The organism is Sphingobium lactosutens DS20 (assembly GCF_000445105.1).
Classification (GTDB): Bacteria; Pseudomonadota; Alphaproteobacteria; order Sphingomonadales; family Sphingomonadaceae; genus Sphingobium; species Sphingobium lactosutens.
The window spans coordinates 161,347-178,415 of the sequence record NZ_ATDP01000101.1 but is presented as its reverse complement, the minus strand read 5'-3'; the positions used below and the strand labels follow the sequence as shown (position 1 = coordinate 178,415).

The following is a 17,069-nucleotide window of genomic DNA, read 5'->3' as shown; positions in this document are numbered from 1 at the left end:
AACAACTATTTTGTCAATTGGAATGACAATCGGTTCTCAAGTCCGCGATGGGCGCCGCCGTCATCGCCCTGATGGAAATGCTATATGGAGAGCTACTGAACAGCGCATAATCGCAGCTGAGGGGAAGTTAAAACAGTGACCGGCTAGTCCGCGGCCAAGGGTCAGCACACGTCAAAACGGCGAAAATCCGTGGCTCTCGCGCTGTTGCATAGGAAGCAGCGGCGGTATGGCGCTTGCATTAGCACATGGCTAAGTGAGCTGGAGGCGATCCTGGATTTGTCTGACCATTTTGATCCGCGTCCATCTGTGAAGGGCAGGCGCAGGTCTCGTTATGCCATCCGCCTGCATTATGTCGGCAGGTATGCGTCCAAATCGAGTCGATCGCACCGGCAGGCATGAGATCCGATGTAACGTTACCAATCTACACTGCAGGCGCTATTCGCCGGCTGACGTTCAGCAACGCTTGCCTCAGGCCGGGGCCATGCTGCCGGCGCGCATCCATATCGTTGACGATGATCTCGGCCGATCACCACGCTCGATCCCATCAGGGTATAGGATGACGTGTCAGCATCGTGCGTTGCGCATAGATCGCGATGATGACGAAGCACAGACCGGGCAGCATCATAGCCGGTGCGATCGAGCCCCAAGTGACACCGACGAAGCCCATGATCGGGGGCAGAATGGCACCACCAATGACCGCCATGATGATCATCGACGATCCAAGGGGGCGAGCGGCACCCAGGTTCGCCACCCCCATCGCGAAGATGGTCGGGAACATGATCGACATGAAAAAGCTGGTCAGGACTAAGGCGGAAACCGCCAACCAGTTGGAACAAAGCGCCGCTAAGCCGCAAAGCAGGATGTTGGCGACCGCACAACAACCCAGCAGAGCGCAAGGCCTTATCCGAGTCATGAGAATGGTGCCGGAAAAACGCCCGACCATGAAGAGGATGAGGCTGCCCGAAAGCAGAAATGCGGCTTGCCGCTCAGTGAGCCAAGGCAGGCTGTCCTTGACGAAGTCTATGAAAAAGCTCCAGATACCCACTTGAGCGCCGACATAGAAAAATTGTGCTGCGACGGCGCCTTTGAGTGCGCGGCTTTCCCAGAGGGTTTTCATCTGTTGACGCAAGGGGGCGACTTGAGCGTCTTTCACTGACGGCATTTTGGCCAAATACACCGCAATACCGATGATAAGGGATGCAAGCGCCAACAGCATATAGGGCATCTGCACCGTAGCTGCTTCAGTCATCCGATATGATGCCAACTGGGCGGGGGACATGGCTGCCAGCGTATCGGCGCCATATTCCACGCCTGAGAAAATCACCATCCCGCCAATTGCGGGAGCTACGCAGCCCCCAAGGCCGTTAAAGGCCTGGGCCAGATTCAACCGTTGGACAGCAGTCGCGCGCGAACCGAAAAAGCCGATATAGGCGTTGGCTGCGGTTTCGAGGCAGGCTGCGCCAGCGGCGATAACGAATAATGCGAACAGGAACATGTCGAAACGCAGCGCGAGCGATGCCGGGTAGAAGAGCAGCGCGCCGATGGCATACAGTCCCAAGCCCAGGATGATACCTGCTTTGTACCCCAGTTTGCGCATGAGCAAACCCGCCGGCAAGGCCACGACAAAATAGCCGATGTAGAAAACAAACTGGATGAATCCCGCCTGCGCCCGGTTCAATCCCAACGACTTCTGAAATTGGCGGACCAGAACGTCATTGAGGTTGTTGGCGAGCGCCCAAAGGAGGAAAAGGCTGACGATCAGGCAAAAGCTCCACCGGAAGCCAACATGGACGAACTCCCCATCCTCCCTGTCGGCCGCGGTGGACTGGGGCGCTTCGATCATCGATATTCCTCTTCCCTATCATGGACGGCCGGCAAATGCGCCTTATCGACCCCGATATCCTGGGCGGAATGTGGCGCGACGCCGACCTGCCTTTTCTTGTCTATTCAAATCTGGCGATCGCTTTGAGAACATGGTCGGCACCGTCAATCAATTCCGGCAAGCGGTGCGGCATGTCCTGTACGTCGAAGCTGTGCGTGTGTAACGCCCTCACGGGCAATAACCCATCCAGAATCGCGTGTTTTACCCGCTCAAAATCCGCGCCAAGAGCATTGCGGCTGGCGATCAGAGTCGTTTCCCTTTTGTGAAATTCGGGATCTGACAGAATGACGTCGCCCGACGCCACGCCGACAAAAACGAGCTTTCCTCCATGCGCTACATAGTCCAGGCTTCGGGCCATGGCCTCGAGCGACCCGGTCGCGTCAAACACGACATCGAACATTTCGCCATTGGTCCGGCCCGCCATCGCATCGCTCATATTGCCGTCCACCGGTGCGATTTCGTCAAAGCCAAGATGCGTTTGCGCGTAGTTCAGGCGCGAGGCGCTGGTATCCATCAGCGTGATATGCGCGCCGTTCAGCCGCGCGAAAAGCGCTGCAGCAATACCGATGGGGCCAGCGCCCACAACCAGTATACGGTCTTCTGGCGCGTGGGCGGAACGCGCCACGGCATGTGCGCCGATCGCCAGAAATTCCAGCATGGCGGCCTCGTCGACCGACAGCCCTTCAGCATCGATCAGCGCTGCTTCTGGCACCAGCAAAAATTCCGCCATTCCGCCGTCCGCATGCACGCCCAGCACGCGAATGTGGACGCAGGCATTGGGCTTGCCTTTGCGACAGGCGATACACTGACCGCATGCCAGATAGGGGTTGATCGCCACCAACTGACCGCGCCGGAAGGAAGACCCTTCCCGAACCTCGACGATTTCGCCTGAAAGTTCATGACCCATGACGCGCGGATAGGAGAGATAGGGGTGGCGCCCAGAGTATATGTGATAATCCGTGCCGCAAAGCCCTATGCGCCGGATGCGGACCAGAGCCTCCCCAGCCTTGGCCTGTGGCAACGCGCGTTCCTCCACCATAATCTGGTGCGGTTCAATACACACGACAGCCTTCATGAGGGAGTTCCGATCCTTACTATGGTCAAGACTAGACGCGCAATATCATATATGCAAGTGTGTGCGCAGATATGCGAATAGACGCCCATCATCATCTTTGGCAATATGATCCATGTGCCTATGGCTGGATCGAACCAGGATCGGCCATAGCGCGCAATTTCGGCATGGCTGATTTCGGAAAAGCGATGGAGGATGCTCGCGTTGACGCGTGCATCGCTGTTCAGGCGCGACAATCATGTGCCGAAACGGAGTGGTTGTTGGGGTTGGCCGCCACCCACCCTGCCATTCTAGGCGTCGTGGGATGGGTAGACCTGCGCGCGGATGACATAGACATCCAGCTTCATCGGCAAAGCAATCCTAGCCTGGTCGGGTATCGCTATGTCGTTCAGGACGAATCCGATCCCGATTTTTTGCTTGGCCATCGTTTCATTCGCGGCGTTCGTGCCGTGGTGGAGCGGGGTCTTGCCTATGACGTTCTGGTGAACCATGAGCAACTGGCGAGCATCCCGCAGTTTTTGGACCAAGCAGGATCGGGCCGCTGGATACTGGATCACGCGGCCAAACCCGCCATTAAGATTGGCGGGTGGCAGCCATGGGCGGCTCATATTGCAGACATCGCCCGGTATCCGAACATATGGTGCAAAATTTCCGGTCTGGTGACGGAAGCAGACCACCAGCGGTGGGATTCATCGGATTTCGAAAGATATCTCGATCATGTCATGGCCCATTTTGGTCCGGACAGACTGATATGGGGATCAGACTGGCCCGTATGCCTGCTCGCTGCGTCTTATCGGTTAGTCCATGATCTAATTGCCGATTATGTGGCGCGTCATTGCCCCGGTAGCGAAGAAGCGATTTTCGGGAAAAATGCCGTAACCGCTTACGCCTTGGACATTGGCCCCCGATAATCGGCGGCGGCGCAGCCAACCAACCGGCCGGTGAGCGAGGGCCGTCTGATCCTCTGCGAGGCGCACCCTCTCCCTGACAGCTCAGGCGTATCGTCTCGTTTCGCTGCTGATGCGGCCGTAGCCGCCATCATTCGGCAGCCGAAAATGCACCTCTAGATCGTCGATTTCTCGGCCAATTTGATACCAGCCTAACACTCGAAAAATGGCGGGTCGAAGGACGCCTTCTGGAGCAAACGGGCACGTCACACGTTCGATTGACTTTTACAAATGAATATATATTTTCATTTCTGCTAACGCAGATTGGCGGCAAGATCGGTGCCAAGGGGTTTTCGCACCGGACAGATGGGGAGGAAGACAGGTGAGGATCAGCAGGATTCTGGGCGGCGCATCCATTATGGCGCTGGCTTGTTCAAGTCTTTGCACCGTTGCAATCGCGCAGGATGAAGGCGCCGACTCCGTAGCAGCAGCGACCGAAGGCGACATCATCGTCACCGGGTTGCGCCAGAGTCTCGCTTCCGCCCAAGCAATCAAGAAAAATGCCGAACAGCTGGTCGACTCTATCACGTCCCAAGACATTGGCCGCCTGCCAGACACCAACGTCGCCGAAGCCTTGCAGCGCATCTCGGGTATCCAGATTCAGCGCAATCGTGGCGAAGGCAGCGCTATTGCGATCCGCGGCCTGACGCAGATACGCACGGAACTCAATGGCCGTGACATTTTTTCCGCCAATGGCGGACGGGGCCTCTCGTTCGAGGAAATTGGTCCTGACTTGCTTGCCGGCATCGATGTCTACAAAAATCCGTCAGCCGAATTGATCGAGGGATCGTTGGGCGGCACCGTCAATCTGCGCACGCGCATGCCATTTGACGCGCCGGGGCAGGTCATTTCTGCCACAGGCAGCACGACCTATTATGACTTCGCCGAAAAACAGCGTTTTGGCGCTTCCGGGCTGTACAGCAACAGATGGGATACGGGACTGGGAGAAATCGGCTTCCTGGTCAACGCCTCTTGGCAGCAGACGGCCTTCCGGCAGGACGCCGTGCAGATGGAGCCCTATTATTTTCACGGCCCCGATCCGATCGAAGGCGCTGACGTTCAGGCGACGCCCGTGCCCGGATATGAGGATCAGAATGTGCAGGTCTCGCATGGTGGCGGCTTCAATGATGCCGTCGGGGACCGCAAACGTTTCAGTGCGGCGGCTGCCCTGCAATGGAAACCGACCGACAATGTCGAGGTTTACGCTCAATTCCTGACGGCGCATTACCGCTATCATGATTACGGACTATCATTCTTCGCAACCGGCAACCCGCTGACACCGACGCCAGGATCGACCTATACGGTCGAGGATGGCGTGGCGACGTCAGGATCGCTCCAAAATCCTTCGGGCAGCGGCGTGGTCTATCAGGGCAATCGCAAGACGATGACCAATGACTATTCGGCCGGCGTCAAATGGGACCTGACCGACAATCTTCATGCCCGCGTCGATTATCAGCACATTCATTCGACCGCCAGTGTGCAGCAGGTGAATTTGACGCTGAGCCTGCTTAATCCGGAACAATCCCTCCCCGGCCTGGGCCAATCCTATAATTTATTGTTCGACACCCGTGGAGAAATCCCGTCGCTTTTGATAGACCGCCCAGGGTATCTGACCGATCCCGCCAATTACTCCTTCACTGCCATTCAGCCTTATGCGGAAAAGAATACGGCAAATGCCGATGCGATCCGGGGGGACCTCGATTGGGATTTTGACGATGGCTCCCTGCTCCGCAAGCTGAGCGTGGGCGCGCGTTATTCTGCCAAGAGCGCGATCAACCGGAATACCACATGGGGCACTTGGACAACCATCGGGTCGACCTGCGCCAACTGGTCCACGCCAGAAGGCTGTTATCTTGCCTCCGACTTTCCGCAATTCATAGAGCCCAACCCGCTCCAATCCAGCCTGTTGCGGGGCCAAGCCGCGAACTCGGTCTTTGGTTCTGTACTGCAATGGCGTTTGAGCTCTGCCGCCAATCCCGAACAGGCCTTTGCCGATGTCCAGGCGATTTCTGGCCAGACCGTAGGATTCCGCAGCTTCGACGCTCCTGACGCGTTCAATGGCAGGATCAGGGAAAAGGATGTTTCGGCCTATTTTCGCGCGGCGTTCGCATCGACCATCTTCGGCATGGATTGGGACGGCAACGCTGGTCTTCGTTATGTGTTGACGGACGAGACCGGCAAGGGATTCCGCACCCTCACCTATCGCGATCCCAACGGCACCGTTACGCCTGGAACCGCACCGGAACAGGTGTCTGTTTTCGAACCTTATGAAGGTGGACGCAAATATACAAAATGGCTGCCCAGCGTGAACCTTCGCCTCAAGATGACGCCGGAATTGCAAGCGCGGTTCGCCTTCTCCAAAAACATCTATCGGCCTGATTTCACGCAGATCAATCCCAGCTTCACGCTGAGCCCGCTCTATAACGGCGACAGCATGGTGCCCCAGACCGTCGATCCCAGCCGGCCTTATGACGCCCAGACCAATCCATATGCCGGCACAGGGACAGTAGCCGGGAATGCGGATCTCAAGCCGCAGCGGGTGACATCCTTTGACGCAGCGCTGGAATGGTATTTTGCGCCGACAGGGTTCATCTATGGAACGATTTTCAAGAAGAACTTGCGTGATCTGCTCGATAGCCGAACCTTTGCACTCACACAGAATGTCGAAGGTCTGGGCAATGTCCAGTTCAACGTGACGTCGATCGTCAACGTCTCGAAAGGCGGAGTAAAGGGCTTCGAAATCGGCGGTCAGCGCTTTTTCGACTTCCTGCCCGGCTGGTTGTCTGGTTTCGGCATCCAGGCCAACTATACCTTGGCCGACAGCAATGCCGGCGTGGTCGCGCAAGGGACGATCGGCAGCACCAATCTGGTGGAGGTGCCGCTCATTGGACTGTCAAAGCACAGCTACAACCTCATCGCCCTCTACGACAAATATGGTCTCAACGCCCGGCTCGCCTATAATTGGCGGGGCAAATATCTTTTGACGACGCAAGGCGTTGGCACGCAGACATTGCCCGAATTTGTTCGCCCCTACGGCGTTCTCGACGCTTCGATCAGCTATGATTTCACGCCCAATGTGTCCTTCACGCTCGACGCGTCCAATATCACCAACACCAAATATCGCTCTTATCTGGCCGAACCCAGCAATATCCGCGACTTCAAATATGACGATCGCCGGATTTCAGGACGAGTCCGCCTGCGTTTCTGACGCGGGCCGGGGGCAGGTCTGCACGCCTGCCCCCTCCCCCCTTCGCGCTCTCGCCCTGCGGCGCTATACTCGCTTGGCTATAAAGACAGCAGGTAATCCATGGGCCACAATCAGGTGCGCGACATCGTCATAGTCGGCGGCGGAACGGCGGCATGGATGGCGGCTGCAGTGTTGGCCACGGGCCTTCCACAGGGCCGCGGGACGATCACATTGGTCGAATCCTCCGCTATTGGAACCGTAGGCGTTGGTGAAGCAACGATCCCGCCCATTCTGCAACTCAACAGGTTGTTGCAACTGGATGAGGGCGAATTGATACGCCGGACACAGGCAACCTATAAACTGGGCATTGAATTTCGCGACTGGCGCGAATTGGGCGCCAGCTATTTCCATCCCTTCGGCGCCTATGGCGCTGATCTTGGCGGGGTCCATTTCCACCATTATTGGCTGAAGACGCAACAGGGGGCGCTGTCCGACTATTCCCTGCCCGCGGCCGCGGCATATGCGGGCCGATTTGCCGCTCCTGTAGAGGATCCCCGCAACGTCCTTTCCCGTCTATCCTACGCCTTGCATTTCGATGCGACCCTTTACGCAGCCTATCTGCGGGACGTGGCGACGGGGCGCGGCGTCACGGCGCTGGATGGTCGCATTGTGGACGTTGCGCTGGACGGAGAAAGTGGATGGGTGCGCTCGATCCTGTTGGAGGATGGACGCGAGATCGCTGGCGATCTGTTCATCGATTGCTCGGGCTTTCGCGGGCTTTTGATCGAAGAGGCCCTCAACACCGGATATGAGAATTGGTCGCATTGGTTGCCAATGGACCGTGCTTTGGCCGTTCCGAGCCAATGCAGCGGCCCGCCCGTACCCTTCACGCGATCGACGGCGCAGGATGCGGGATGGATATGGCGCATCCCCCTGCAGCATCGAACCGGCAATGGGCACGTCTATTGCAGCAGCTTTGTTGATGACCAGCAGGCGGCCGATCGTCTGCTCGATCAACTTGACGCGCCCGCAATCGCCGATCCCCGTCCTCTGCGTTTTCAAACCGGTCGTCGTCCCAAGGCCTGGAATCGCAACGTGGTGGCGTTGGGACTGGCATGCGGTTTTGTCGAACCGCTAGAATCGACGTCCATTCACCTGATCCAGCAGGGCGTGACGACGCTCCTGTCGCTTTTCCCAAGGGATGGAATCAATAAGGCCGAGGTCGCTGAATATAATAGGCTGATGCAAAGGGATTTTGAACGCGTCCGGGACTTTGTTATCTTGCATTACAAGCAGACCTTGCGTCGAGACACGGATTTCTGGCGAGAAATGGCGGCAATGCCCGTCCCGGACAGTCTATCGCATCGCATGGAATTATTCGCTGCCAACGGGCGTGTCATGATCGAACCTGGCGAGCTATTTACGGAAACCAGCTGGGTTGCGGTGATGCTGGGTCAAGGCTTGACCCCGAACGGATATGATCTTCAGGCAGATCTCTTGCCCGAGGCTGAAGTCCGTGAAAAATTGGATCGCATGCGCACCACGATCGCGCGTGGCGTGCAGGCATTACCGACCCACAAATCCTACATTGACCGCCTGTGCGCCGGTTAAATCAGGGTTGCTCTTCCAAAGAATAAATCCGTTCCGTCAAGACCCATTTGACGTCGCCAGGGGCGCCGGGCAGGCGGCGCTGGAACCGCTCCATCAGGGCCTCCCACGCCTGGACGTCAGGGTCAGCGGCATCGGTCCGCGCCTTGGCTTCGAAGGAAAAGCCAGGCTCCGTTTCCATGATCATCGCCAATCGATCGAGCACATGCCAGATTTCCAGCGACACTATGCCGCTGGCCCGGATCGACCGGGTGACGTGCTCGGGCGGACCCCCTGCACGATGCCATTGGCGATAGGCGGCGACACTGGCATCGTCGGGATGAATGTCCAGCAGCAGGACGTGTCGCATTCTATCTCGCGCCATATGGCTCTCAATCCCTTTCCGGGTCGATCGTTATCAGCACGATGTCATTGGTGCTGATAGGCAATTCGCGGTCTATGCGCCCATCGCCCTTGACTACGATCTCCTCCATTATTTCGGGTTCATCGCGTGTCAAAGCCTGAAGCGACGCAATTTGTCGGGGCGTCAGCGACTTGGGCATCCCCATGTCGATATAGGCGGAATAGGCGTCATTGTGGCGATAGCCAGTGCGATGGATGCGCAGTCTGTAGCGGCCAGGGCGCACGCCCGTAAAATGGACCATCGCGTTGCCGAGCCCGATATTGGGCAGCAATTTTGTGTAGAAGGATCTGTTGCTGACGGGCTGCACCGGCTTGGTCCAGTCCCATAGCAGCAAACTGATCTTCGCATCCTGCGTCGCCGCCCAGCTTTGACGATCGACAGTCGGGATTGATTGCCCGCGGATGGCAGTCAGATATTTATAGGCGAACCAGGACGGCTTGCGAATACCTTGGGGATTCATCAGGCCAAAGCCCCCTTCAAAGGGCGCAGTGGGTGGACCGGGTTCCTCGAACAGGTCAGAATAGGTCCAATAACTCATGCCCTGCACGACCCCTTCGACCGATTTGAGCTTATCCAGAATATAGGGCGCACTGATATAGCTGTCGTGGATGGAGTCACGCGGGCTGTAGCTGGTGCTCCATTCGGTGAAGAATAACGGCGCATCGCGAAAAGCGGATGCCTGAATCTGCGATCGCACATTGCGCACATCGTCGGTGATGGCATGAGGATCATCGGACAATTTATTGTCCTCTTTGCCATTTTCATCCAGGAAGCCGCCATTGACCCCATAGCTATGGGTCGTCACGAAATCGACCGGCAAGTGGTTTTCCTGAGCAAAATTTAACAGATCCGGCACCCAGGCAGCCCCTGCCGTCCCAGGACCGCCCACGCGAAGCGCCGGATCAACGCTCTTGAGCGCCATGGCCGTGATTTTGTAGAGTTCGAGATAAGCTGCCTTGTCAGCCTTCTCCCAAAAACCATCCAGATTGGGTTCGTTCCAGACCTCAAAATACCAGCTTCGGACCTCCTGCGCGCCATAGCGCGCTTCCAGATGCCGGGCGAAGGCGTCGATCAGGGATCGCCACTCGTCAAGCTTTGGGTGAGATGTGTTGCCCTTCCAATAGAAAATCGAGCTGTCAGACGTCTTGAGCGCCTGAGGCGTGAAGCCCAGCTCGACAAACGGCTTGAGACCGCGTTTCAGCAGATCGTCGTAAAGACGGTCGATACCATCCCACACATAAATGATCCTACCGTCCCTGACCTGCACCGTCCTGAGGACGTCGTGAAAGATGGCATGGAAGCGAATATAGCGGAAACCCAGTTCATCGCGGGCGACCTGCAATTGCGCCATACTGTCTTCGCGCATCAGCGTGCCGGGATAGTCAGACCCGACCGACAGATTAAAAAACCGATCGACAGGTTCAGCCGCGCGACCCACATCCACCGTGATCGTGCGTTGCGCGGACGCCGAAACAGGCAAGCCCACGATCAGGAGGGCCATCGCCGATGGCAGACAGCGCCAAAACCAACGGACAAGCTCGAATATCGCGTTCATGGACGCTCGACCGTGATGGCTGCACCCGTGTAGCGGACCTGCGCGTCAAAATCCTGTTCGTCCCCGATTCCTGTGCCCGGCTTTACCCATTTGACGCGGATCGTACGGCTTTCGGGCATATCCTGCCATGCCTTGCCTTCCCTCTGGCCCAGGGATACCCGGCCATTCTTATCGTCGTAGCGAATGGCGATGCGGCTGAAATAGCCATTTTTATACTGTTCGCTGCGCCCATCATCTTCGTACAAGGAAAATTCGCCGTCTGCGCCTGGATAGATGGCCAGGGTCAGGGGAGCATCCCGTTTCTCATTCACATATTGGGTAACTGGCCCCATTGGAATGATTGCGCCAGCGCGCACAAATACCGGCATGCGTTCAAACGGCGCGCTGACCTGCGCATTTGTACCGCCTCGATAGGACTGGCCGGTGGTAAAGTCATACCAGATGGCCTGCCCCGGAAAATAAACATGCCGCGAGCGCGCTCGATATTGGGTGACGGGCGCGACCAAAAACGCATCACCAAACATATATTCATCGTTGATATCGCGCGCCGCAACGTCTTGCGGGTAGAGGGCGGCCATGGCCTTTATAATGCTCCCATCGCGCATATAGGTATCGGCCGCCAATGTGTAGATATAGGGCATCAAGCGATAGCGCAGCTCGTCATACCAGACCATTGACGACCGCATCGGCGATCCTTCGGGGCTGATTTCGTAAATCTCCCGATAGGGGAATTCCCCATGGCTTCGGAATAAGGGGCTGAAGGCGCCAAACTGAAACCATCGCAGATTAAGCTCTCGCCATTCGTCCAGATCGGCGGCTGCGGGCTTCTCTGCCGAATAGCGATCTTCCAGGGCAAAACCGCCGATATCATGCGTCCAGTTTGGCAGCCCGGACATGGACGCGTTGACGCCAGCCGATATCTGCGCTCGCAAATCGAACCAGCGCGACGCAACGTCGCCCGACCAGATGGCTGCGCCATAGCGCTGCAATCCACCAAAGCCTGACCGGGTCAACAGGAAAGGTCGGACATCGGGTTTATACTGTGTCCATCCCTCGTAAAATGCGCGCGCATTCATCAAAGGGTAGCTGTTGAAATATTGCGCGGCCGGCCCGATCGCGGTCGGTCCCATCGTGTCGATCCGCTCCTCGATCGACAGGTTGGAATGCATATCCGGTTCGCTGGCATCGGCCCACCAGGCGTCTATGCCCAGATCAGCCAGCTGCCGTTCAATCTGGCTCCAGAATATTTGCCGTCCCTTGGCCGAATAAGGATCATAGAAGGTGCTGGCATAGCCAGGCCCGACCCAATCCTTGTTTCCTTGCCTTAAATTGCCCTGGTAGATGGCTCCCGCCTGAGCCAGTTCCTTATAGTTCTGGGTCGTGGGATAGAATTTGGGCCAGACGGATATCATCACATTGGCGTGATCGGCATGGGCCGCGTCGACCATCGCCTTTGGATCGGGAAAGCGCGCCGGATCAAAGACATGGCTGCCCCATTCAGCATCGCGCCAATAACGCCAGTCCAGCACGATATTGTCCAGGGGGATATGTCGTTTCCGATATTCGGCGACGACATCGGTGAGTTCCTTGGCAGTGTCATAACGCTGGCGCGACTGCCAGAAGCCATAGGCCCATTTGGGGAGCATCTGCGCCTTCCCCGTCAACTGACGATAGCCCGCAATCGACCCTTCGATGCCGCCACCAGCGATAAACCAGTAATTCTTGGCTTGGCCAACCTCACTGGTAAACCAGATTGAATGGCGATCAGGCTGCGGTAGGGGGTCGCTATGGAAAAACGCCATATAGCCGGCGTTGGGCTCCCATTCTATGCGCACCTGCGCTGGCTTTCCGGCGGTCAGCGGCACGTCGAAATTGGCATACCAGGGGTTCCAGTTCTGGCGCCACCGGTCAAGCACCAATTTGCCGTCGACAAAGACCTTGAAATAGCTTGATCCGTAAAGCTGGAACTTGTGAACGCCGCTTGCGGTCGGATGGATATCGCCGGACCAGACGACCTTCTGCTTTTGTGCTGCATTGCCAGCTGTATTCTGACCACCCGTTGCCGCGACCGTCTTTGCTGTCGCGGCCTCTGGCCAGCGTTTAAGGTCACGAATATATTGATAGTTGATGCTGCCTTCCCGACGCGACACCACGCGCTTGCCGTCGAGATAATAGTCCGCCTGCCATCCCGGCTGCCCGCCACTTGTGACCGTCATGCCCTCACCGACCAGAGTGTAGGGCTTTGGATTTCCAAAGCGCGTGATGCTGTTATTGTCCCACAACAGGCCATAACCGCGCGTAGAGACGAGGAAGGGGACCGCGATGTCCATATTATGCTGCGCGAGTTCGACGTCCGCGCCGTTATGGTTCATCTGCGCATTCTGATGCTGGCCCAGGCCATACAGGCCTTCATCCGTCCCGCGGTTGAACTGCTGGGACACGGTCACGAACGTCTCTCCGCCCGCAGTCGCTGGCGCGAAGGCAACGGCGCGCGCTTCACTCAGGATCGGCGCTCCGGCTGGATCGAGGAACCGTACCGAACCAGTGTCAATGTCGATATCCGCTGTCGCTTGTGCAGCCTTGACCAGCACATGATGGCCCTTGGCGGTCACGCTATATGGTCCGGCCGCCGGCGGGTCCGGCGCCATCAGACTGGGCGCGCGCGGCTTTTTCACCATGGCTCGCGGAATGGCGACCACATGGAAAATCCGGTCGCCATGGACCGTCACCTCAACCCGCGCAGCGTCGCCCTTTGCGGGCGTGATGGCTACGCCGCCATCGATCCGGGCATATGGATCGCCCTGCGCCTGTACCGGCATTGACAGGGCCGTAGTGCTGACCGACGCCAGCATGAACAAAAATTTCATGGTCGTCCCCCGTCCTGTCAACGATAATGGCCCATGGTGATTTTCAGCACCTGCGGCAGGTCGGTGAGATTGAGGCCGTAATCAGTCTGATCGCCGTTCCAAACGCGAGTCATCACCCATTTGCCGTTTTCAAATCGGCCCTCTTCAGCGCGCAGCATGATGCCATTGCGCGGGGAGCCCGGCGCCGGCTCGAAATTCACCCGGACATGGTCGCCCACGAGCAGAAATTCGTCAGCCGACAGCTGAATAACTGCAAAGCCTCCGACCGGCTTGTCCGCATCGGGCGTCGGTTCCGGATTGAACATCGTCCATTCCTTCATCCCGAACTGCCACTGACCCCATTCGCCGCTGATTTTCCAATTACCCATGATGGTAGAGATGGGCGACCCATCATCGGGCTTTGCGCCGCCCCAGGTTGGGTGCTGGTAGGCCAGACGCGCCCAGTCCCGCATCATGGAGCCGACCATGGTATAAGGCAGCGCAAAAGCGCCGATCACCTTCTGGTCTACCGCCTTGGCGCCCAACGGATAATTATAATATCCGCTGCGGTCCATACCGAACGGGGCAAAGCCAATCGCGCCACGCCCGATGGCAGAATAGAAATAGCGCGCAAATAATTCGGAGTTGCCGATTTCCGGCACCATCAATGCATTGTCGGGTCGGGCATATTTGTCGAGATACTGAATGACATTGGCGCTTTTGCCGTCATAAATGTCCGGTGCCTGAAAATCGACTGACGGCGCGCCCGCCTTCCATATGTCAAGCACGTCCTGCTGAGGACCACCGCTGGCGACGCCGGTGGGATCGGGCACGTTCGACGGCCCCGCCAGCGATGCGTTCACATACATGGGCAGGGGTTTGATCGCCTTGCCCGCCTTGGCAATCTCTTCGACATAGGCTGCCGTGTACCACGTATTGAATGCGCGGTCGGCCTGATCTCCGAACGCCTCCCCCCATGTGCCCCGCTTTCCAGTAGCGCGCGAGAGGGTGGCAGGAATTGTCTGATTAAAAAGTCGATTTCCTTCGGCGCTGTAGTCGCGTGGGACGCGGTAACTGCCGGTCTCATTTTCCACCTGCATCATGATGACCGTATTCTGGGCATCATGATCGCGGATATATTCCATCAATCTGACGAACGCCTTGCGGTCGGCGGCCAGGGTCTGGCTACCATGTGCGCTCAATACGCCATGATCCTCGCCAGTCTTCGTTTTCAGCCGGGGGAACCGCTTGCTGTCGAGCTTCACCCAGTCGGGCGTATAGGCATAGCCGGTGTTCTTCCATGTGCCGAACCACAATAGCACCAACCGCTTGTCGTGCGATCGTGCCTGCTTCAGCAGCACGTCAAGATAGGAGAAATCAAATTTGCCCTCCACCGGTTCGATCTGTTGCCAGGCAACCGGGATTTCCAGCGTGTTGGCGTGCATTTCCTCCAATACCGGCCAGACCGTGTCGAGCATTGCGGGGTAATTAACCGCATTGTTCGCCTGCGCCCCCAGCATGAGGAATGGCGCCCCATCGACGATCAGGGCATGCCGACCATTCTGGCTTTCCAAGCGGGGAATGGGCGATGCTTGTTGAACTGGCTGCGCCTGCGCGGCGATCGACATCATCAGGCCAATCGTGGCGATCATGGACCGATAGTGCTTCATGCCTCTCCCCCTATTTCGCTATGTGACGCTGAATGCAGCTATGCGTCTGAGCCAAGAGCAATGCGCGCCCGGCTTTTCCGGTGGCGTCTAGCGCCCTGCCCTTCATACCCGAAATTTTCTCTGAGAAAAGAACTTTGCACCAGAAAAAGTCTGATTTATTCGTCTTCAGGCTCTGGCAGCGAAGTGAGCTCGGATGTTGCAATATGAAAACATATTTGCAAATATGCGATTTAAGCAAAAGATTTCAGGCGCCGGGCGTTGCACGATCTGCGACGAGATGCGTCGTCTATTGTGGTGGGCTGGTGCCAGGAGAGGGGTGCACGAAATGGGCGCGTACAGCAAAAGGCAATTATTGGGCGGCTCCTTGGCTGCGGCTGCTGCCGGTCTTGGCATGTCCGCCCGCGCTCAGGACGGTTCCGATGGTCGAGCCTGGCCCGATCCCGTTATCCCAAGGGGGCGCTACGATGGCAGCATGGCATCTTTGCGAACGCACTCGACGCCCGACTGGTTTGGCGACGCGAAATTCGGCATCTGGTCACATTGGGGGCCGCAGTCTGTGCCGCGCCAAGGCGACTGGTATGCGCGCTTCATGTATGTGCCGGGCCATCCGCATTATGACCATCATGTCAAGACATATGGCCACCCTTCCTCATTCGGCTACAAGGACATTATTCCGCTCTGGAAAGCAGAAAAATTCGATCCAGATGCGCTGATGCGGAAATATGCGGCAGCGGGCGCCAAATATTTCGTGTCCATGGGTGTTCACCACGATAATTTCGACCTCTGGAAATCTTCGACCCATCGATGGAACGCCGCGCTTATGGGACCCAAGCGCGACATTGTCGGGGAATGGCAAAAGGCCGCCCGCGCGCAGGGGCTGAAATTTGGCGTTTCGGAACATTTGGGTGCCAGCTACACCTGGTGGTATCCCAATCGCCTCTATGACCAGTTTTGGCCGAAACTCGGCTTGGCCTATGATGGCGCGGATCCGCAATATGCCGATCTCTATCATGACAATCGCGACGAACCTTTCCGCAACAGCGGCGAAAGCTGGTACACGAAAAAGCACGCTTTCCATCGGCTCTGGTTCAGCCGCATGCGCGACCTTATCGACCAGTATGACATAGACCTCCTCTATTCGGACGGCGGATTGCCATTTGGGCAGGTTGGCCGATCGCTGGTCGCTCATCTCTACAATCGCAGTAAAAGCGGCGCGGTATATACCTGCAAGGATTCGGGGTCGGGCGAATTCGACCCCGCATTCGTCCAGGATGTCGAACGCGGCGTGCTCAAGGGCATCAATCCACGCCCCTGGCAGACCGACACATCGAACGGCGACTGGTTCTATAGTGACGATTATGAATATAAAAGTTCGGCCCAGATCATCACGATGCTGGCCGACATCGTCAGCAAGAACGGCAACATGCTGCTCAACATAGTCCAATATCCCGATGGCAGCCTGCCGCCGCAATCGGAGGATTTGCTGGCTGACCTTGCACAATGGATGAAGATCAACGCGCCGGCGATCCACGGCACGCGACCTTGGAAGATTTTTGGTGAAGGCCCGACCGAAACTGCGGCGGGCATGTTCCAGGAAAAGAGCGACTATACCTCGCGCGATATCCGCTTCACAACCAAAGGCGACACGCTCTACGCAATGACATTGGGCGAGCCATCAGACACGGTCGCCATCTCGGCGCTCGCAAAGGCAAATCCGCATGACCGGCGCGCGATAAGACGCGTGCGGCTTCTGGGGCATGGCGCACCTGTGTCCTTCCGGCAAACCGATCAGGCGCTGGTCATCCAATTGCCGGCGTCGCTGCCTTCCCGCCATGCGAGCGCCTTTGAAATTCATTTTGCCTGATCGCCCGGGCTTATTTCCATTCATCGTTCAGCAGA

The 17,069-nt window shown here is 57.4% G+C and carries 10 protein-coding genes; 4 read left to right on the top strand and 6 right to left on the bottom strand.

The features are described from left to right. Positions 1–544: 544 nt before the first annotated feature. Positions 545–1,843 carry an L-fucose:H+ symporter permease gene (gene fucP, locus RLDS_RS46670; protein ID WP_021227330.1) on the bottom strand — a complete coding sequence of 433 codons (1,299 nt, stop codon included), beginning with the start codon at positions 1,841–1,843 and terminating at the stop codon, positions 545–547. A 100-nt stretch (positions 1,844–1,943) separates the two neighbouring features. Further along, on the bottom strand, positions 1,944–2,921 hold the full coding sequence (locus RLDS_RS46665; RefSeq protein WP_236616896.1) for a zinc-binding alcohol dehydrogenase family protein: 978 nt from the start codon (positions 2,919–2,921) through the stop codon (positions 1,944–1,946). A gap of 107 nt (positions 2,922–3,028) precedes the next feature. On the opposite strand from RLDS_RS46665, the gene RLDS_RS46660 reads away from it, so the two are divergent. From RLDS_RS46660 to RLDS_RS46650, 3 genes are all read left to right on the top strand, one after another. Next, positions 3,029–3,865, top strand: a complete 837-nt coding sequence (locus RLDS_RS46660) for an amidohydrolase family protein (protein WP_021227328.1) — start codon at positions 3,029–3,031, stop codon at positions 3,863–3,865. Between the two features lie 358 nt (positions 3,866–4,223). Further along, positions 4,224–7,109 (top strand): TonB-dependent receptor, encoded by a 2,886-nt coding sequence (locus tag RLDS_RS46655; RefSeq protein WP_152528082.1) that lies wholly within the window; start codon positions 4,224–4,226, stop codon positions 7,107–7,109. 99 nt (positions 7,110–7,208) lie between these two features. Continuing rightward, on the top strand, positions 7,209–8,699 hold the full coding sequence (locus tag RLDS_RS46650) for a tryptophan halogenase family protein (protein ID WP_021227326.1): 1,491 nt from the start codon (positions 7,209–7,211) through the stop codon (positions 8,697–8,699). A 1-nt stretch (position 8,700) separates the two neighbouring features. Here RLDS_RS46650 and RLDS_RS46645 read toward each other — a convergent pair whose 3' ends face one another. From RLDS_RS46645 to RLDS_RS46630, 4 genes are read right to left on the bottom strand one after another with little or no spacing between them, the layout of a single operon-like run. Further along, positions 8,701–9,045, bottom strand: coding sequence for an L-rhamnose mutarotase (locus RLDS_RS46645; RefSeq protein WP_021227325.1), 345 nt, complete (start codon positions 9,043–9,045; stop codon positions 8,701–8,703). A gap of 22 nt (positions 9,046–9,067) precedes the next feature. Continuing rightward, the gene (locus RLDS_RS46640) at positions 9,068–10,600 is read right to left on the bottom strand and encodes a GH39 family glycosyl hydrolase (protein WP_052034177.1); all 1,533 of its coding nucleotides are present in this window, start codon (positions 10,598–10,600) and stop codon (positions 9,068–9,070) included. A gap of 50 nt (positions 10,601–10,650) precedes the next feature. Further along, positions 10,651–13,521, bottom strand: coding sequence for a glycoside hydrolase family 31 protein (locus tag RLDS_RS46635; RefSeq protein WP_021227323.1), 2,871 nt, complete (start codon positions 13,519–13,521; stop codon positions 10,651–10,653). A 17-nt stretch (positions 13,522–13,538) separates the two neighbouring features. After that, the gene (locus RLDS_RS46630) at positions 13,539–15,170 is read right to left on the bottom strand and encodes a DUF5597 domain-containing protein (protein WP_021227322.1); all 1,632 of its coding nucleotides are present in this window, start codon (positions 15,168–15,170) and stop codon (positions 13,539–13,541) included. Positions 15,171–15,447: 277 nt separating this feature from the next. Here RLDS_RS46630 and RLDS_RS46625 point away from each other — a divergent pair, with 277 nt between their 5' ends. Then, complete coding sequence (locus tag RLDS_RS46625; protein WP_330217104.1) at positions 15,448–17,034, top strand: alpha-L-fucosidase; 1,587 nt, start codon at positions 15,448–15,450, stop codon at positions 17,032–17,034. Positions 17,035–17,069 lie beyond the last annotated feature (35 nt).